The organism is Paenibacillus sp. B1-35 (assembly GCF_050474385.1).
Classification (GTDB): domain Bacteria; phylum Bacillota; class Bacilli; order Paenibacillales; family Paenibacillaceae; genus Paenibacillus_B; species Paenibacillus_B alvei.
This window is the reverse complement of sequence record NZ_JBCHVJ010000004.1, coordinates 78,797-96,802: the sequence shown is the minus strand read 5'-3', so window position 1 is coordinate 96,802 and position 18,006 is coordinate 78,797. Positions and strand designations below refer to the sequence as shown.

Genomic DNA, 18,006 nt, shown 5'->3' with positions numbered 1-18,006 from the left:
AGGAGCATTACCCATGAAAAACACAAAGAAAGTAACCATCGCTACACTTTGCAGCATTCTGCTGCTAGGTTCCATGAGCGCTGCTGTACAGGCAGCATCGTCGCAATCATTCAACAGCATAACGCTCAAGACGGCGGCAGCCAAGGCTCCAACTGATGCAGAGAAAAAGAAAATGATCGAAGCGGAGAAGGCAAGGATAGTAAAGCTCAAAAAAAATCCTGGAGATGTTTATCTCGTATATGTCAGCGATAAGAAGCTGAATGGCGGAAGTGAGTTTCTATACTATACAAATTTCCCGACATTCACCAAATATGAAGACTACGAAAAATATAGTTCTACATTAAAAGGGCCTATCATACAGGAGCCAGAGGGCATGCCGGAGGGATATGCCTTTGTCAAAGGAGAAATCCAGAATTCAATCGATCGTAAGAAATTGGAGACACAAGTGAAGGCGGAAGCTAAAGGCAAAGTGGTGTATTCCAAAAAGGTAGAAGCGCCAGAGGTGGGAGAGATCAAGCTGGAGTACGCCAAAGGAAATGATAAGTTGTTCATGGAACTCTTCACGCTAGAGATAGATAAGAATGCTAAAGACGAAGGGTTCGAGTACAAATCTGCTGACGAATATGATGCAGAAACAAAGAAGAAGTATCCTCAATTCGTTAGAAATTCGGTGTCATGGACGGAGAAAGGGGTAAGATTCACCATTGCCACGAATCCCGGTAATCCATTGACGAAGGAAGAGCTGATCAAGCTCGCGAAAACGATGATCAAGAAATGATAGGGATTAAGGCCGACAGAAATTGCAGGCGGGTTGCCTGCGGCTTTGGATTCGGAAGTAAAGGAGAATGATAGGCGAGATGCGATGGGGTTCGTGGTTGAAGCAAGGTACGATTCTAGTAAGCATTATGGCTCTGGTGAGCGGATGCTTCGGACCGAAGCCTGTGCTGGAGGAGCTCGGAAAAGATGGCCATGGCAAATTAAAGGTGCTTTACTCTGATGAGGGTGATTTCTTTCGAGAATACGGAAATGTATTTACGCTCAAATTTCCGAATATCGACATCGAAGTGGTCGAGACCAAGGGATTATACCAGCAGATGCAAATCCAAAAAGGTGTTGATTATGGGACGCTATTAACGAAGCTGATTGATGAACAGCAGCCAGATGTGTTGACTCTATCAGCTCCAAGCTATGAAGAGTACGCATTGGACGGCAAATTATACAATCTAGAGTCGATCATCAAGCAGGAGCAATTCGATCTCGAAGGGTTCATGCCAGGCTTGATTGATATGGTGAGAGAGCAGGGAGGAGGCGCACTATTTGGCCTGCCGCCGTTTTTCTTTACGGAAGTGCTCTACTATAATGCCGATTTATTCAAAGCGAATGCAATAGATCTGCCCAAAGGCGGCATGACCTGGAAGGATCTGTTCGATCTGGCTGTGCGTTTCGAAGATACGGGAATGCCTGGGCTATATGCTGGCGATGAGGACGCAATTGGGATGCTGAATCGCATAGCGGACACATGGGGCCTACAGGAATTCGATGCCAAGGGGGAGAATATCCTGCTCGAATCAGAGAGTTGGAAGCAGGCCTATCAAATGGTGGCGGATGCAATACGCACTCGCGCACTGCAGGTTAAGAAACCGGGAGATTCGAGTTTTCTCCTAGCGGCCGACAATCTCTTCCTGCAAGGCAACGCGGCCATGACCTTCGGCAGTTCAGGCTTTATTCGCGAGTTTAGCGATCCGCAAAACAAGAAGGCAAGCAAGATGGATTGGGGCATGGTTCAGTTTCCTATTGATCCCTCCCACCCAAATGAAACGACAAGTGCAAGGCCCTATGAGTATTTTGCCATTAACGAGCATTCGAGCAATAAGCGGGCCGCCTGGGAATTTGTAAAGTACGTCAACGGACCGGAGATGGCGAAGGCAAGCTCTGCCATCTACTATAAGCTGCCGACGCGAACCGGATTCGTCAAGTCGATTCAGGGCAAGAGTACAGAAGCTTTCTATGCCTTGCAAATAAAAAATAAGAAATACGAGTGGGCGATAAAGCGAGTTCCAAGTGACTTTAACACTGCATACTCTCCTTTGCGGGAGGAAGCATTGAAGGCCATCATTGACAAAGAGAAAACCGTGGATGAGGCCTTGGCAGAACTACAGCAGAAGGCACAGGCAGCGCTTCAGAAGGTGCGCCAAGACAAATTGAAATAAAAGAGATCGATGAATAGGCATGTAAAGGGGAAGTGAAGTGGAGAAATGAGGCGAACCGGAAAACGAAAGGCAGCTATACTGCTTCTGCTCAGCATCGTCCTGGTCATAAGCGGATGCTTCGGGAGTAAGTCCGTACCAGATGGGCTTGGCGGTGAAGGCAACGGGAAGCTGAAGGTGTATTATCCCTATGTGGAGGACTTCCATAACAAGTACGGCCAGTTATTTAAAAGCCAGTACCCGGACATTGAAATTGAGATCATCCAGTCGGGGAATGAAGGAGAAGACGCATCGGACAAATTAAGCCCGCAGGAAAAGTTGCAGCGCATGATGGAGCGCCAGAAGCCGGACGTCCTTGTTCTCAATTTGGATGAGTACGAGCATTTATCCAGCATGGGCAAGCTGTATGATTTGGAATCGGTGATCAAGCAGGAGCAATTCGATTTGGATGGTTATATGCCCGGTTTGATCGACATGCTGCGCGAGAAGGGAAACGGTTCTCTATTTGGGCTTGCTCCCACGCTCAGGGCTCGGTACTTATACTATAATGCGGATATGTTCCAGGAGAAACGTATTGATCTGCCGGTCAACAAAATGCAGTGGAAGGATCTCTTTGAATTGTCTGCAAGATTCCATAACGGCAGGACGGATGAAGATGCTTCCTATGGATTGATTGATAATCAAGCTTCTGATGTATTGCAGGAAGTCGCAGCTACGAGGGATTTGCAGCTATTCGACGCGGAAGGCAAGAAGGTGCTGCTGCAGTCCGAAGGCTGGAAGCAAGCGTTTCAGTTAACGGTCGATGCGATCAAGAAAAAGGCGGTATCCGTTCGCCCGCCAGAGCAGAGCGGCGATCCGGGATCGCGTTATATATTGGCCATGAACAAATTCGTTAATGGGGAATCCCCGATGATTCTCAATGATTCGTCCTTTGCAGCACACATTGGCGGGTCTTCTTCCAAGATAAATTGGGGCATGGTGACCGCCCCAATCAATCCGGCGCACGCAGATGAGTCCAATAGAATCTCTGCCACGCAAATATTCGCCATTGCTGCCGATTCGGCAAATAAACATGATGCTTGGGAGCTCGTCAAGTTCATGAACGGCACAGGGATGGCGAAGATCATATCCCGTTCAGGAAGAAGTGATTTACCAGCGCGGACGGGATATATCCCGAGAAGTTTGGAAAGAGGCGCTGAATCCATTTATATGCTGAAGCCATCGAAGCATCATACGAACGAGCAGTGGAAGAAGAACATTCCGGACAGCTTCTATCAGGCGTATGAGCCGCTGTTGAATGAAGCGCTGCATGCTGTAGCCGGAGATAAGATGACATTGGATCAGGCGATTGCGGATCTGGAGCAGCAGGCGCAAGTGAAGCTGGATCTTGCCCGCAAGAACAAATAAAGCAGAAGCAGCCATAGCCGTAGAGAACGGACTATGGCTGTTTGTTTGCGTAGGATAGGTATCCTACCTTAGCCTTACTTATTCAGCATATGGAATACTTGCTCGACGTCTTTATCCCCGCGACCGGAGATGTTGACGATGATGATCTGCTCTTCTCTAAGCGTTGGCGCGAGCTTTAATGTATGAGCAACTGCGTGTGCGCTCTCGAGTGCAGGAATAATGCCCTCTGTCTTTGACAGCACTTGGAAGGCTTCAAGCACTTCTTCATTCGTTACCGTCACATATTCCGCGCGGCCGGACTCATTCAAGTGGCTATGCTCGGGTCCGATACCCGGGTAGTCCAAGCCTGCTGCGATGGAGTAAGTTGGAGCAGGATTGCCTTCCTCGTCTAACAAGACAAGACATTTGAAGCCATGCAGTACACCAGGCACACCCTTTGTTAAGGTTGGCGCTTGATCTGGCTCGACTCCAATTAGACGTACTGATGGCTCCTCAATATAATGGGCGAAAGCGCCGATTGCATTGCTGCCGCCGCCAACACAGGCGATAACGGCATCTGGGAGACGACCTTCTTTCTCCACGATTTGACGCTTCGATTCTTCACTAATAATCGATTGGAAATGCTTCACGATAGACGGGAACGGGTGCGGCCCGACAGCAGAACCTAACAGATAGAACGTAGATGCGTAGTTTTCCACCAGATCATCCAGTGCTACATCCACCGCATCCTTCAATCGTCCTTGCCCCTTTGAGACCGACATGACCTTGGCTCCAAGCAATTCCATACGGAATACATTCAGTGCCTGACGGCGAATGTCTTCTGCTCCCATGTAAATGATGCACTCCATGCCGAACATGGCACATACCGTTGCTGTCGCAACACCGTGCTGGCCTGCTCCTGTTTCCGCGATGATGCGGTGTGCGCCCATGCGCTTAGCGAGCAGAATCTGCCCAAGCACGTTGTTGATTTTATGGGAACCGGTGTGATTCAAATCCTCGCGCTTCAAATAAATCTTGGCACCGCCGAGCTTCTCTGTCAGATGCTTCGCATAGGTGAGCGGATTGTCACGACCTACGTATTCGCGTGCGTACATATTGTATTCTTGGATAAATTCCGGGTCGTCCTTGTACTTGTAAAAGGCTTCTGCGAGACGCTCCAATACCCCTTGCAATTGGGGCGGTACATAGCTTCCTCCGAACTGCCCGAACCTGCCTTGTTCTGTTGATACGGTCATGTGAATTACCCCCTCGGTTCCAATGATTAGCAATAATTTGTTCATATTTTATCGCACTATCGTGTTAAAGTCTAATGTTATTTCTGATGCATCAGCTCTTTACAGAGACGAAAAAGGGTATAAAGCTCAGGATGTGTGTCCGAATCTTAGATGATGTGAGACATATGATTGGAACATGAATGACCTAATGATATAATCAATATGATGAAAACGTTGTCTTACGATTTGCGTTTTCGATTTTCGTAAGCGCGATCATAAGCTGGCATATGAGGGATCTCCTCTGAACGAGACAGATAAAGTCAGGCTTGAGAAGGTGAGGGAGAAAACATGAAATTGTTAGGCGCTATTGAGGGCGGAGGCACGAAGTTTGTCGTTGGTGTCGGTACCGAAGATGGACAAATTCAACAAATCGAATCGTTCCCGACGACGACACCGGAAGAGACGATGGATCGTACGGTTGCGTTCTTTAAAGATAAAGGAGTTAGCAGCATTGGCTTTGGTTCCTTCGGGCCAGTAGAACTGAATCCGAACAGTCCTACGTATGGACATATCGCAAAAACACCTAAGCCGCATTGGAGCGGATACGATGTTGTTGGGCATTTGAAGCGCCATTTCGATGTGCCGATTGGCTTTGATACAGACGTGAACGGAGCGGCATTGGGCGAAGCGACATTCGGAGCGGCCAAAGGCTTGAACAGCTGCTTGTACATCACAGTAGGTACAGGCATTGGCGCAGGTGCTGTCGTGGAGGGCAAGCTGGTTCATGGGCTGCTTCATCCAGAGATGGGTCATATTATGGTGAAGCGTCATCCAGAAGATACGTATGAGGGCAAATGCCCGTACCATAAAGATTGCTTGGAAGGCCTTGCTGCAGGGCCGGCAATCGAAGCGCGCTGGGGCGTGAAGGCGTATCAATTGGGCGAGGATCATAAGGCTTGGGAGCTTCAAACCTTCTATTTGGCGCAAGCGCTGATGAACTATATTTTGACGATTTCTCCGGAAAAAATCATTCTCGGCGGCGGCGTCTCCAAGCAGCTTCATCTGTTCCCGCGCATTCGCGAGCAGGTGAAGACACTGTTGAACGGATACGTTCAGCATCCTGCTATTTTGGAAGTGAACGAGGATTACATCGTGCCTCCAGCATTGCAGGATCGTGCAGGAATTACAGGTGCGCTAGCACTTGCAGTACAAGCATTGAAATAGGATGTGATGGATTCATCCATACATGCCGCATCATAGAAGTGAGATGGCAAAGCTGTCGGACAACCGTGTCCGGCGGCTTTTTTTTGTAGATGAGGTTGATTGTATGAGCATGAGATTGTCCCCTCATTGGCAATGGCTGCATACATTTCGCTTCCTTGGGAAAAGGTGAGATGTACTTACATACCTTGTCCAATGAGGGGATGAATTCTATGTTTAAATCAGAATTCGGCGTGTTGCAGAAGGTCGGCAAGGCGCTTATGTTGCCTGTCGCCATCTTGCCTGCGGCAGGTATTCTGCTTGGCATCGGGAACGCGCTGTGCAATCCGGATATGATTGCGAGACTTCCTTGGCTCGGAAATAGTGCAGTCAGTGTCATTACGAATGTCATGGAGCAAGCGGGGGGCATTGTATTTGACAACTTGTCCCTGCTGTTTGCAGTTGGCGTTGCCATTGGTCTTGCTGGCGGTGACGGGGTAGCCGGCTTGGCGGCTATCGTCGGCTATTTCGTTATGAACGTGACACCCGACATTGTGGCAAGCAATTCGGCCTATGCTACGATTCAGGACATCCCGACCCTCCAAACGGGCGTGTTCGGCGGGATCATAATCGGGATCGTCGCAGCCGTACTGTACCAACGATTTTTTACGATAGAGCTGCCCTCCTATTTGGGTTTCTTTGCGGGCAAGCACTTCGTTCCGATTATTACGGCTGTTACCTCACTCATTATCAGCATGATCATGGTGTTCATCTGGCCGCCTGTCCAGAACGGCTTGAATACCTTCTCGCTTCTATTAGACCCTTTTGGTATTAGAGATAAAAGTTTCATACTCTCCGCCCATTTTAAATGCGCTTCTGTCTGATTTGTACTTTTTGCATTCTTAATTTGAATGAAAAAAGATTAATCGGGATAAATTTCCGTTTAAGGAGATTGTTGAGAACCCCTAATTGCAAGAAGCCCAAGGATGAAAAATCCCTGGGCTTCTTTGCGCTGCAGTACAGGCATAACCACAAACACCACAACATAATCCCAAATTCTGGTTCTAATCTTCATAAAAAGCCTCCTTTGACTTTTAAATTATTTTAAGTGCTATTGATCATATTCTAATATTAACTAGTAATGATAGCTTAGTTATACTCTCATTACTATGAGATTTGTATAAATTATACATATGGAAGAGGTGTTTGTTTTGAAGAAATTATTAAGCGTTTCCATGGCACTTGACATCGGATTGCATACTTTTTCCTGCACTAGGGAAAGGTAAGGCGTACTTAGTGTACTTACATACCTTGATTAGATGAGGGGATGAAATCTATGTTCAAATCAGCGTTCGGCGTGTTGCAGAAGGTCGGCAAGGCGCTTATGCTGCCTGTTGCCATCCTGCCAGCGGCAGGTATTCTGCTTGGCATCGGCAATGCGCTGCGCAATCCGGATATGATTGCGAGACTGCCTTGGCTTGGAAATAGTGTAGTCAGTGTCATCACGAACGTCATGGAGCAAGCGGGAGGCATCGTATTCGATAACTTGTCTCTCTTGTTCGCGGTTGGCGTTGCCATCGGTCTTGCCGGCGGAGACGGGGTAGCGGGGTTGGCGGCTATCGTTGGTTACTTTGTTATGAACGTAACGATGAAGGTCATGATGAACGTTACACCTGACGTTGTGGCTGGCAATTCGGCCTATGCTACGATTCAAGGTATTCCGACTCTGCAAACGGGCGTGTTCGGCGGGATCATAATCGGGATCGTCGCCGCCGTACTGTACCAGCGATTTTTCAAGATCGAGCTGCCTTCTTATTTAGGCTTCTTTGCGGGCAAGCGCTTCGTTCCGATTATAACGGCTGTTACCTCGCTCATTATCGGCATTATCATGGTATTCATCTGGCCGCCTGTCCAGCACGGCTTGAATACCTTCTCGCATTCGCTTCTTGATTCGAACCGGGCGCTGGCCGCGTTCATATTTGGTATTTGTGAGCGGGCACTGATCCCGTTTGGGCTGCATCATATTTTCTATGCCCCATTTTGGTTCGAGTTCGGGGAATACATGGACAAGGCGGGACAGCTCATTCGCGGCGACCAGAAAATATTTTTCGCCCAGTTGAAAGATGGAGTGCCCTTAACAGCTGGTACCTTCATGGCAGGTAAATTCCCGTTCATGATGTTTGGACTTCCGGCCGCTGCATTGGCGATTTATCATGAGGCGCGCAAGGAGAACAAAGCCATAGTAGCAGGTTTGATGGGCTCGGCAGCGCTAACCTCCTTTTTGACAGGAATTACAGAGCCGCTCGAGTTCGCCTTCCTATTCGTAGCTCCTCTCTTATTTGCAGTACATGTGTTGTTTGCGGGCATTTCGTTCCTGACGATGCACTTGCTTGGCGTGAAAATTGGTATGACGTTCTCGGGCGGAGTCATTGACTACCTGCTGTTTGGCGTCTTGCAAAATCGGACGCCTTACTGGCTCGTTATTCCGGTCGGGCTTGTACTTGCCGTAATCTATTACTTTGGTTTCCGCTTTGCGATTCGCAAGTTCAATTTGCGAACACCCGGACGTGAAGCTACTGCTCCAGCAGCAGCCGCTGCACCGGGAGCCACCGCCTCCAATGAACTGCCGCGAGGCATTCTGAATGCGCTTGGCGGCAAGGAGAACATCGCTTCCCTCGATGCATGCATTACGCGGCTTCGTGTACAGGTGAAGGATTCCGGCGATGTGAACAAGGATCGACTGAAGGAGCTTGGAGCTTCAGGGGTTCTTGAGGTCGGCAACAGCGTACAGGCGATATTCGGCACGCGCTCTGAAACCATTAAGCATCAGATTAATGAGCTCATTACGCAGGAATCGATGGAGCTTAAGCCTGACGATGTCGGTGCAGCAAATCGACGTGATATGGAAATCGGACGCGAGGATAAAGAGGGTGAGCCAACCTCGGAAAAGGATACAGAAAAAAGAGGTTAGTATTTACGAAGAGGGATACAGAAGAAAGACGGTAGAATCAACGGAGAAGGATACAGAAGGAAAACAGTAGAATCAACGGAGAAGGATACGGATAAAGACGGTAGTGTCTACAGAAAAGGATACGGAAGAAATCAGCACGGAAAAGGATATTGGAAGACTAACGGTTGCATCCTCTCAAAGATTGCGGCTATATTTATCCACTGCAATCGGATCGCAGGCATGTTCCTGTGCTGTTCGCAGTGTTTATACCCTCACAACATGGTTGTGGGGGTATTTATGTTGCGCATGAGTTGAACAGCCTTTCTCATCGTTTCAGTATGTAAATCCTTTGCGGCCGGCGCTATCCCCTTCACTCAGGGGAGGAAATCATCAAAAGACCAAACTGGGCAACTGAGCAAGCGGGATAGTGAAACAAGGTTAATCCATAGAGGAATGGGGTGAATGGGGGGATCGAAATATAACGATAACGTTAACTATGTTAATTTATTCAATAGTTAACAAATGATTGTCCTTCAACAAATGATCATGTAAAATGTATTTTTGAAATGTTAACTTAATAATTTATAATATGGTTTACACAAGAGAGGTTCTACCTATGAGCTCGCATTCGCATACAGACGGGAAACAACATACCGCAAGAGGATTATTTGTATCTTCCACAGGAACTGGAATAGGGAAGACCATCGTGACCGCAGGAATCGGAGCGTACTATCATGAAATCTGCCGGCGCCGAATTCGGATCTGGAAGCCCGTACAGAGCGGCGTGACCTTAGGGGATCCGGAAGCAGACAGCTATCGCCTGCGATTGGGGAGTGGACTGTTACATATTCCAGAAGAAGAGGTAGCGACTTGGACATTGCAAGACCCGCTGGCACCATGGATGGCGTTTGAGCGGGCAGGAATTGAATTTTCCTTCGGCTGTTTGCTGGAGGAAGGGCGCAGACGGCAGAAGGATGATTCCTTTTTGCTAGTCGAAGGGGCTGGCGGGATTGCTGTACCGTTCAATGCGGCGCATACGATGGCTGATGCCGCTCGTGAACTAGGTCTCCCCGTGCTGCTCGTGGCTTCATCGGGCTTAGGCACAGTAAGTCATACGGTAACAGCGGTGCAGTATGCACGGGAAAGAGGAATTACAGATCTGGCAGTCGTATTCAGCGGCCCACCGACATTGGCGGATGACCGTGAGCTTGCGGAAAATGCAAGAATGATTGAGGCAATGGCTGAAGTGCCTGTGTGCGGGATTGTTCCTTGGCTGGTACAGCCTAGCCATGCACGTGCCATGGAAACGGCAGCCTGGACGGCGTGGAGGCAGCGTTGGCTTGCATCCTTTGTCCACATGAAGAAGATGACAGCTTGGCTTCAGGAACGGGCATAAACAATGGGATTTTTACGGGAATGAAGCGACGAATGTAAGGATAAATCCATATCGGGATAATGATCAGTAAGGGAGAGATGGTTATGAAGGAGCAGTTGGTGAAGGTGAAGGACATAAATTGGCGCGGGCTGGCAGATCAAGCTATCGAAGGAAAGGCATTGACGCGTGAGGAGGCGCTCGCTGTGCTCCGTGCGGATGATAATGAGCTGCTAGCCATTATGGATGCGGCGTATCAGGTGCGGCGCCACTTTTTTGGCAACAAAGTGAAATTGAACCTGATTATTAACGCAAAAAGCGGACATTGCCCGGAGGATTGCGGGTATTGCTCGCAGTCGATTCGATCCGATGCGCCTATCGAGAAGTACACCATGCTGGAAAAGGATACGCTCATAGATGGTGCGCGCAAAGCGATGGAGATGAAGGTGGGAACCTACTGCATCGTAGCCAGTGGGCGTGGGCCGACGAAGCGGGAATTGGATCAGGTCGTAGCGGCTGTCGAGGAAATTAAATCGACGATGCCGATGAAAATATGCGCGTGCCTAGGGATCCTCTCACCCGAACAAGCAGCTCGGCTGAAGCAGGCCGGTGTTGATCGCTACAATCACAATTTGAATACAAGCTCTGATCATTATTCTCATATCACATCCACACATACGTATGAGGATCGGGTACATACGGTGAGTACAGCCAAGGCGGCAGGCATGTCGCCATGCTCCGGGGTCATTATGGGAATGGGGGAGACAGACGAGCAGTTGGTTGATGTCGCTTTCTCCTTGCGTGAGCTGGATGCGGATTCGATACCAGTTAATTTTTTGAATGCTATTCCAGGTACGCCACTAGCTCATTTGCATGATTTGGATCCGCGCCGTTGCTTGAAGGCGCTCGCCATGTTCCGCTTTGTCTGTCCTTCGAAGGAGATTCGTGCTTCCGGCGGTCGTGAAGTAAACCTTGGTTCTTTGCAGCCACTGGCTCTATATGCAGCCAACTCCATCTTCGTTGGGGATTACTTGACGACAGAAGGACAAGAAGCAACGGATGATCATCGGATGATCGAGGATCTGGGCTTCGAAATTGAACGATGCGCCCTATGACCGTCAGCTCTGATCGCTGGTCATGGATGCGGGATCAATTATCGGAACGGGAACAGGCAGGACGACTTCGTTGGTTATCACAGACCGTATGGCTGGAAGACGGCTGGATGATGCGTGAAGGGAAGAGGATGCTTAATCTAGCCTCCAACTATTACTTAGGACTGTACCCATGGATATCCGATGCTCTGTGGAACTCGTTGAACGAGGAAGCAAGGTTGCTAGGGGAGCCCGGTTTGCGGATCGGTTCCGGAGCCTCGCGCCTCATTACAGGCCATGATCCCCATCATGCAGCACTCGAGCGTGAAATGTCGGAGTTCAAGGGAACGGAGGCCTGTCTCGTATTATCGAGCGGCTATATGGCGAATGCAGGAATTATCCCTGCGCTCGTCGGTCGCCATGACGCGGTGTTCAGTGATCGGCTTAACCATGCCAGCATTGTAGATGGGATTGTGCTCAGTCGTGCAGAACATATTCGATATCCCCATCGTGATTTGAATCGGCTGGAGGATCAGCTGAAGAAATGGACAGTTGGCGCGCTAGGGGCAGGCAGGGCGGCGCGCAAGCTTATTGTGACGGATGCTGTATTCAGCATGGATGGAACGCTTGCTCCGCTGGCAGAGCTGGCAACGTTGAAGGAACGCTATGGTGCCATGCTTATGGTGGATGAGGCGCATAGCGGCGGCGTATATGGGATTGAAGGAAGAGGGCTCTGTCATGCACTTGGTATCCATGAGCGTGTAGATATTATGATGGGAACGTTTGGCAAGGCCTTCGGTGCGGTCGGTGCCTATGCTGCCGCTGAAGATATTGTCATTCGTTATTTGGTGAATCAGGCGAGAACCTTTATTTATAATACGGGTTTGCCGCCTCTTGTTGCAGCGCTAGTACGTGCGCGGCTGCAAGAGGTGCGGGCCGCAGAAGAGGCGCGCTCGGCGTTAATGCGCAAGGCATCGCTTTTCCGTGCGCGATTGCAGGCAGGAGGTCTGGATACAGGGGAAGGTGACAGTCATATTGTGCCGGTGATGCTGGGCTCTGATCGAAGGGCGGTAGCGGTAAGTGAAGGCTTGGCTGAAGCGGGCGTTGCGGGCTTGGCCATTCGACCGCCTACTGTGCCAGAAGGCACGGCGCGCATACGATTTGCACCGTCTCCGCTGCATACGGATGAGGACTTGGCAACAGCGGCAGAAGCAGTCGTGCGTATTGCGGATGAGCTGTAGGATGGTTAGCTTGCGTTGGACTATTGGGGAAAAATTGAATTCGTTATATTTTACGAAGCAAGATAGAGAGGGTTGGGCATGATGGACAGACAAGAGCCGGCGAATGAGAGGAGAGAGGCACAGCTTGCACCGTCGCCAAGACCTAAGCTTTTGTGGGTGCATGGCTGGGGGATGTCATCTTCTGTATGGTCGAGGCTCGCTAAGCTGCTTCCGGAATTTGAACATCGCTATGTATCATATGCGGGTTCCAGCTCGATTTCGTCGCTGCTTGATGCGGTTTACCGCCCTCTTTTGGAAGAACCCGACGGAGAGTGGCATGCAGTCGGCTGGTCAATGGGCGGGATGCTGCTGCTGGAGGCGCTGGCAGTTTGGCAAGCGGAAGCGGATGCTGGGCAGGAGCGGATGCGGAAGGAACAAGGGGCAGGAATCAGCAGGCACATTGCTGCTGATTCCTGCCCGCCGGCTGTACGCAGCGTCATTCTGACGGGAACGACGCTGCGCTTCATTGACGACACCGGTCGGGCTGGCTGGCCAGACCGTGTCGTGCGGCGCATGCGCCGCCGATTGGCGCAAGCTGCGCCAGCGGATACACTCCGCGCATTCGCGGAGTGTATCCCATCTGCGGCGGAGCGCGCGAGCGCCGATAGCTGTTGCTGGCTGGTGCAGCACACGGCAGCTATCGGCAAGGACTTCACGCCCGCGGGGCTTGATGCGGGTTTGACCTACTTGCAGCAGGCCGACCTGGAGCGGGCTTGGGCGCGTCTCACCGACGCGCCGGATGGTCCGCGCCTTCTCTGGCTGCATGGCGCAGACGACAGCGTATGCCCGCTTGCTGCACAGCAGCGGGCGCAAGCGGCAAGCGGCAGCCGGAACGCTGCGCGTTGCGTGGTGCTGCCGCTTGCCGGACACGCGCCGTTCGCTACGCAGACGGCGCAATGGATACAATCGGTGCGTGCGTGGTGCAGCGCACCGTCTACAGATATCCCCCATTACCACCACATCAATGGGGAAGGAGGGCAGGAATGAACGGGAAGCAACAACAGGTTGAACATACCGAGCGATTTCAGGGAGCAAACGTAGACAAAAAGCTCGTACAACGGCGATTTGACAAACATGCCAAGGAGTATGACAGCTATGCCGAAGTGCAGCGTATGATGGCGGATGAGCTTGTAGAGCAGATTCGCCGCACCGTGGAGCTCGCACCTTTGCGGGGGGCATGTCAAGGAGCTGTGCTGTCTGCCCATAAGTCTGCTTCAAAATATGTCCCTAAATCCGCTTCAAAGTCCGTTCCAAAGTACGCTCCAAATTCTACTTATCCATCCCTTCATCCTTATCCCCAAGGCAGCCATGCGGCTGAATCGATACAGAGCGGCGGCGAAATACCTCGCACCATGCGCATCCTTGATGTAGGATGCGGGACAGGGATGCTGTCAGAGCAATTAGTGCAGGTATTCCCCAACGTAGAACTTACATTGATTGACCTCTCGCCGCGGATGCTGGAGCATGCCTGTACGAAGCTGGAACGAGCGGGAGTATCACTTGACAGGGTGTATCCCATAGCGGCAGATGTCGAGGCATGGCTCGATGAGATGCAATCACAGATGAAGAAGCCAACCTTCGATTTGATTGCATCGAGTGCCGCCTTTCAGTGGTTCAATCATCCAGCTATTACCGTCCAGCACATGCTTCGATTGCTTACGCCTGACGGAATGCTGGCGTTTTCGACCTTTTTGCCGGGGACGGTGAAGGAACTGCATAAGTCCTTCCGTCAAGCTGAAGCTGCGCTAGGGATCCCATTTGTTCCGCGAGGCCAGTGTTATCCGAATCAGGATGATTGGGTGTCATGGCTTATGAATAGCAAAGAGTGCAACAAGGATCAAACAATCAAATGGGAGAGCAAAAGCTATTGCTGCACGTTTCCAGACGTGCATGCAGCGCTTGCGCAGGTGAGACGGGTTGGTGCTGGAAATGCGGTTCATAGCGAGCAAGGGAATGGAGCGGAGAGTGGGGACAGAAAAAAAGGAACGAGCCATCGAACATTGATGCAAGCCATGAAGCGAGCATATACCGATACCTTTCAACAGGAGAATGGCCTTATTCCGCTTACCTATGAGGTCGCTTATTGCCTTGTTCAAAAAGGCAAAGTGCTTGCGCCAATCCTGTAGGGGAGATTAAGATAACTTTTGCTGATTCCGCAAATAAAAAAGTCGTGCAGCTTTGGCCGTTAAAACGGAGCGCACGACTTTTTTACTTAATGATACAAGCGTTAAAGGAATGAAGATAATGGTGTAACCTGTATCTCGCGAAGCAGCGACTCTACGTCAGCCATCCTTACCATACCCGCTGAGGGCATAAGCGCATTGGCTGTGCCGCAAGCTGCGCCAAGCTTTAACTTTTCTTCAGGAGATAAACCGCGACGATCCGCCACAACGAGACCAGCCACCATGGAATCGCCGCTGCCGACTGCATTCACGGCTTCCACACGAGGAATGGACACGCCATATAACTGTTCTTCGCAGCCAGCGAGCGCACCTCGTTCCCCTAGGGAAACAATGACATTGTCGACTCCGTTTTGCATGAGCTGCTGTACAGCACGCACAATCTCATCCTCACTGTCAGCTAGTCCGCCTGTTAGCTTCGTAACTTCATGTTCGTTCGGCTTAATCAAGTAAGGCCGACTTTGAATCCCTGCGATTAACGCATCGCCGCTTGTATCGAGAACAGGAATTGCACCCTGACCGCGAGCGATGTCGATGAGTTCTGCGTATAGGTTCGTGCCACAGCCCTTCGGCAGACTCCCCGAGAAGACAACATGTGAAGATTTTGCCGCAAGCTCCTCAATCTTGGCCTTCATCGCGTCTATTGATTCCGGGGTGATCGATGGGCCAGCCTCTAGCAGTTCCGTCTGTGTGCCTCCCGTTGGATCGATGATGTTCAGGCAGAGACGCGACTCTCCGGGAACGGAGATGAAGTCTGTTCCAATGCCTTCCTCTCGAAGCATATCCGTGATTGCCATCCCATTGTAGCCAGCTACGAAGCCTGTAGCCGTTACCATTTCTCCTAGGGCATGGATAACACGAGCGACATTGATGCCTTTGCCTCCCGCTGTTGCGAGAGTCTGGTCGACCCGATACAGCGCATTGCTGTTGAAGCCGGGAATGTAATAGGTCTTATCAATCGCTGCATTTAGGGTAACCGTTGTAATCATTTTTGTTCCTCCAATTGCCATTAGCGAACGGCGTTTGCCTTGCCGATGCATCCTGCCATTTCCATTTTGCGAATCGCCAATTCCTTTACGGCGTGTTTCGCTGGCACCATATATTTACGTGGGTCATTCTCATTTGGATTCGCTGTGAATACATCTTTGATTGCATTCGAGAAGGCGATGCGCAGCTCAGTTGCAACATTCATCTTCGCCATGCCCTGCTTCACGCAGCGCTTCACCTGCTCCTCAGGGATGCCGGAGCCGCCATGCAGAACGAGCGGTACGCCGACTTGCTTATATATTTGTTCCAACCGATCGAAGGCAATTTTCGGCTCGCCTTTGTATATACCGTGTGCAGTTCCAATGGCAGGGGCCAATGTAGGAACACCTGTAACTTCTACGAATGCAGCACACTCCTCTGGAACAGCCAAACGCGCATCTTCTTCCTCGACGACGATGTCGTCCTCCACGCCGCCAACTTTGCCCAGTTCCGCCTCAATATTGACGCCTGCAGCGAGCGCTACTTTCACAACCTCCTGCGTGCGGCGAACATTCTCTTCATAAGGATACATCGAAGCATCGATCATGACAGACGTATAGCCTGCGCGGATGCATTGAACGAGAAGCTCATAATCCGTACAGTGATCCAAATGCAGTGCGATCGGGACAGAGGCTTGCTTCGCTGCTGTCTGAGCAGCGGCAACGATATATTCCGGTCCTAAATGCTTAACCGTTCCTACCGTCGTTTGCAAGATGAGCGGTGTATTCGTGTCCTCGGCTGCTTCTACGACCGCTTGCAGCATTTCTAGTGTATGTACATTAAATGCAGTAATTCCGAAGTCTTGTTCACGTGCAGCTTGAAGCATGGATGTAGAGCTGATAAGATGTCCCATTTCCGTAACCTCCTGCATATAAATGATTGAAACGATCATAATTATGATTTATAATTTCATTAAGTTGATTATAAGGGAGGAAATTGTGAGATGTCAAACCAACTTGATACACATACGTACCGGGAAATCAGCGAGCAAGCGGCGGCGCTCCAGGCGGCTTGGGATCAGCTGCACAATCAGAAGGATTGGGTAGATCAATATATAGGAAACGATCAATTTGAAGAGGTTATATTCATTGGTTCCGGCTCTTCCTGGTACCAGGCATTGACAATGGCGGCTACATACCGCAAGTGGACAGGGAGAAGTGCGGCTGCGCATCCATCCTCTGATCTGTTCTTGTTCCGTGAGCAGACCGTAACGCCATCGAAGAAAACTTTGCTCGTCGGGGTGTCTCGTTCTGGTGAATCCCATGAGGTCATTCTGGCGCTGGATTCAGTCAAGGACTTGACGCATTGGACAACATGCGGCATTACATGTCATCCGAACAGCAAGATGGCGCAAATGACGCCATGCCTCGTATCTCCACTAGGTGCAGAGAAGAGTACGGTTATGACGAAATCGCTCAGCAGCATGACATTTATGATGCAGGCGGCTATTGCACTTGGTGCGGGGCGCGAGAAGGAATTGGCCGAGCTGCAGGCAGTGTTGCAATCCAGCAGTGCGTTCGTTACAATGGCGGATGAAACGACATCTGCGTGGGTGAACAATCATCAATTTGAGAAAACGATATATTTGGGCATGGGGGCGCTGTATGGATTGGCTCTTGAAGCTTGTTTGAAGCTGAAGGAAATGACCTATATGTGGACAGAGGCATATGGAACTCTGGAATTCCGACACGGCCCGAAGTCGATTGTGGAGCCGGGAGCGCAGGTCGTATTGCTCTTGTCGGAATGTGCTCGTGCTTATGAGCTCAAGGTAGCGGAAGAGATGAAGCAGTACGGAGCGACGATTGTGATTGTAACGGCAAAAGCGGGAGCCGACACGGCATTCGCAGATAAGGTCATTGAGCTTGGCCATGTGGATGCGTGCGATGAAGCGCGTGCGGTGTTGTACCTGCCTTTTGTTCAATATAACGGATATTATACAGCGATCAAGCGGGGCTTGAATCCGGACGATCCGCGGAACCTGACGCAGTTTGTATCTATTTAATGTAGGCGAGTTGTTCTGGTCTGGAATTTGAGAGCCAAGGACTATAAGCAGCTGGCGCCTTTCGTTAGGATCGCGTT

15 protein-coding genes and 1 pseudogene are annotated in these 18,006 nt (G+C 50.4%); 12 read left to right on the top strand and 4 right to left on the bottom strand.

From position 1 onward, the window contains the following. The first annotated feature begins 13 nt into the window (after positions 1–13). The 3 genes from ACQ5BJ_RS14730 to ACQ5BJ_RS14720 all read left to right on the top strand — a co-directional run bounded on the left by ACQ5BJ_RS14730 (position 14) and on the right by ACQ5BJ_RS14720 (position 3,614). Complete coding sequence (locus ACQ5BJ_RS14730; RefSeq protein WP_430111166.1) at positions 14–778, top strand: hypothetical protein; 765 nt, start codon at positions 14–16, stop codon at positions 776–778. A gap of 79 nt (positions 779–857) precedes the next feature. Further along, positions 858–2,210 carry an ABC transporter substrate-binding protein gene (locus ACQ5BJ_RS14725; RefSeq protein WP_005543256.1) on the top strand — a complete coding sequence of 451 codons (1,353 nt, stop codon included), beginning with the start codon at positions 858–860 and terminating at the stop codon, positions 2,208–2,210. Between the two features lie 45 nt (positions 2,211–2,255). Then, a complete protein-coding gene (locus ACQ5BJ_RS14720; protein WP_430111163.1) occupies positions 2,256–3,614 on the top strand; it encodes an ABC transporter substrate-binding protein in 1,359 nt (452 codons plus the stop codon). Between the two features lie 74 nt (positions 3,615–3,688). Here ACQ5BJ_RS14720 and trpB read toward each other — a convergent pair whose 3' ends face one another. After that, entirely contained in the window at positions 3,689–4,849 is a 1,161-nt protein-coding gene (trpB, locus tag ACQ5BJ_RS14715; RefSeq protein WP_268598927.1) for a tryptophan synthase subunit beta, read from the bottom strand. Positions 4,850–5,176: 327 nt separating this feature from the next. Here trpB and ACQ5BJ_RS14710 point away from each other — a divergent pair, with 327 nt between their 5' ends. After that, positions 5,177–6,052 (top strand): ROK family protein, encoded by an 876-nt coding sequence (locus ACQ5BJ_RS14710; RefSeq protein ID WP_430111159.1) that lies wholly within the window; start codon positions 5,177–5,179, stop codon positions 6,050–6,052. A gap of 209 nt (positions 6,053–6,261) precedes the next feature. Next, a pseudogene (locus tag ACQ5BJ_RS14705) lies at positions 6,262–6,879 on the top strand (PTS transporter subunit EIIC); the annotation flags it as partial. A 92-nt stretch (positions 6,880–6,971) separates the two neighbouring features. On the opposite strand, the gene ACQ5BJ_RS14700 reads toward ACQ5BJ_RS14705, so the two are convergent. Further along, the gene (locus ACQ5BJ_RS14700) at positions 6,972–7,103 is read right to left on the bottom strand and encodes a hypothetical protein (protein WP_430111156.1); all 132 of its coding nucleotides are present in this window, start codon (positions 7,101–7,103) and stop codon (positions 6,972–6,974) included. A 261-nt stretch (positions 7,104–7,364) separates the two neighbouring features. On the opposite strand from ACQ5BJ_RS14700, the gene ptsG reads away from it, so the two are divergent. From ptsG to ACQ5BJ_RS14670, 6 genes are all read left to right on the top strand, one after another. Next, positions 7,365–8,999, top strand: a complete 1,635-nt coding sequence (gene ptsG, locus ACQ5BJ_RS14695) for a glucose-specific PTS transporter subunit IIBC (RefSeq protein ID WP_262866372.1) — start codon at positions 7,365–7,367, stop codon at positions 8,997–8,999. A gap of 595 nt (positions 9,000–9,594) precedes the next feature. After that, complete coding sequence (gene bioD / locus ACQ5BJ_RS14690; RefSeq protein ID WP_005543248.1) at positions 9,595–10,374, top strand: dethiobiotin synthase; 780 nt, start codon at positions 9,595–9,597, stop codon at positions 10,372–10,374. 83 nt (positions 10,375–10,457) lie between these two features. After that, a complete protein-coding gene (gene bioB / locus ACQ5BJ_RS14685) occupies positions 10,458–11,465 on the top strand; it encodes a biotin synthase BioB (protein ID WP_005543247.1) in 1,008 nt (335 codons plus the stop codon). Next, the gene (locus ACQ5BJ_RS14680) at positions 11,462–12,682 is read left to right on the top strand and encodes an aminotransferase class I/II-fold pyridoxal phosphate-dependent enzyme (RefSeq protein ID WP_005543246.1); all 1,221 of its coding nucleotides are present in this window, start codon (positions 11,462–11,464) and stop codon (positions 12,680–12,682) included. The genes bioB and ACQ5BJ_RS14680 overlap by 4 nt, the downstream gene beginning before the upstream one ends. Before the next feature lie 78 nt (positions 12,683–12,760). Further along, positions 12,761–13,708 (top strand): alpha/beta fold hydrolase, encoded by a 948-nt coding sequence (locus ACQ5BJ_RS14675; RefSeq protein ID WP_430111151.1) that lies wholly within the window; start codon positions 12,761–12,763, stop codon positions 13,706–13,708. Further along, positions 13,705–14,847: a methyltransferase domain-containing protein gene (locus ACQ5BJ_RS14670; RefSeq protein WP_430111148.1), complete on the top strand. Its 1,143-nt coding sequence runs from the start codon at positions 13,705–13,707 to the stop codon at positions 14,845–14,847. Before ACQ5BJ_RS14675 ends, ACQ5BJ_RS14670 begins: the two co-directional genes overlap by 4 nt. 101 nt (positions 14,848–14,948) lie before the next feature. Here the strand turns inward: ACQ5BJ_RS14670 and pfkB are convergent, their stop codons facing one another. Together pfkB and ACQ5BJ_RS14660 are read right to left on the bottom strand one after the other, a co-directional pair. Next, positions 14,949–15,890, bottom strand: coding sequence for a 1-phosphofructokinase (gene pfkB, locus ACQ5BJ_RS14665; RefSeq protein WP_005543243.1), 942 nt, complete (start codon positions 15,888–15,890; stop codon positions 14,949–14,951). 20 nt (positions 15,891–15,910) lie between these two features. Further along, on the bottom strand, positions 15,911–16,780 hold the full coding sequence (locus ACQ5BJ_RS14660; protein WP_005543242.1) for a class II fructose-bisphosphate aldolase: 870 nt from the start codon (positions 16,778–16,780) through the stop codon (positions 15,911–15,913). Positions 16,781–16,870: 90 nt separating this feature from the next. Here ACQ5BJ_RS14660 and ACQ5BJ_RS14655 point away from each other — a divergent pair, with 90 nt between their 5' ends. Continuing rightward, on the top strand, positions 16,871–17,929 hold the full coding sequence (locus tag ACQ5BJ_RS14655) for an SIS domain-containing protein (RefSeq protein WP_430111145.1): 1,059 nt from the start codon (positions 16,871–16,873) through the stop codon (positions 17,927–17,929). Positions 17,930–18,006: the final 77 nt, after the last annotated feature.

Bases quoted from the DNA above. Each gene is read 5' to 3' on its own strand.
- ACQ5BJ_RS14730 (WP_430111166.1), top strand. From the start codon at position 14: ATGAAAAACACAAAGAAAGTAACCATCGCTACACTTTGCAGCATTCTG.
- ACQ5BJ_RS14725 (WP_005543256.1), top strand. From the start codon at position 858: ATGCGATGGGGTTCGTGGTTGAAGCAAGGTACGATTCTAGTAAGCATT.
- ACQ5BJ_RS14720 (WP_430111163.1), top strand. From the start codon at position 2,256: ATGAGGCGAACCGGAAAACGAAAGGCAGCTATACTGCTTCTGCTCAGC.
- trpB (WP_268598927.1), bottom strand. From the start codon at position 4,849: ATGACCGTATCAACAGAACAAGGCAGGTTCGGGCAGTTCGGAGGAAGC.
- ACQ5BJ_RS14710 (WP_430111159.1), top strand. From the start codon at position 5,177: ATGAAATTGTTAGGCGCTATTGAGGGCGGAGGCACGAAGTTTGTCGTT.
- ACQ5BJ_RS14700 (WP_430111156.1), bottom strand. From the start codon at position 7,103: ATGAAGATTAGAACCAGAATTTGGGATTATGTTGTGGTGTTTGTGGTT.
- ptsG (WP_262866372.1), top strand. From the start codon at position 7,365: ATGTTCAAATCAGCGTTCGGCGTGTTGCAGAAGGTCGGCAAGGCGCTT.
- bioD (WP_005543248.1), top strand. From the start codon at position 9,595: ATGAGCTCGCATTCGCATACAGACGGGAAACAACATACCGCAAGAGGA.
- bioB (WP_005543247.1), top strand. From the start codon at position 10,458: ATGAAGGAGCAGTTGGTGAAGGTGAAGGACATAAATTGGCGCGGGCTG.
- ACQ5BJ_RS14680 (WP_005543246.1), top strand. From the start codon at position 11,462: ATGACCGTCAGCTCTGATCGCTGGTCATGGATGCGGGATCAATTATCG.
- ACQ5BJ_RS14675 (WP_430111151.1), top strand. From the start codon at position 12,761: ATGATGGACAGACAAGAGCCGGCGAATGAGAGGAGAGAGGCACAGCTT.
- ACQ5BJ_RS14670 (WP_430111148.1), top strand. From the start codon at position 13,705: ATGAACGGGAAGCAACAACAGGTTGAACATACCGAGCGATTTCAGGGA.
- pfkB (WP_005543243.1), bottom strand. From the start codon at position 15,890: ATGATTACAACGGTTACCCTAAATGCAGCGATTGATAAGACCTATTAC.
- ACQ5BJ_RS14660 (WP_005543242.1), bottom strand. From the start codon at position 16,780: ATGGGACATCTTATCAGCTCTACATCCATGCTTCAAGCTGCACGTGAA.
- ACQ5BJ_RS14655 (WP_430111145.1), top strand. From the start codon at position 16,871: ATGTCAAACCAACTTGATACACATACGTACCGGGAAATCAGCGAGCAA.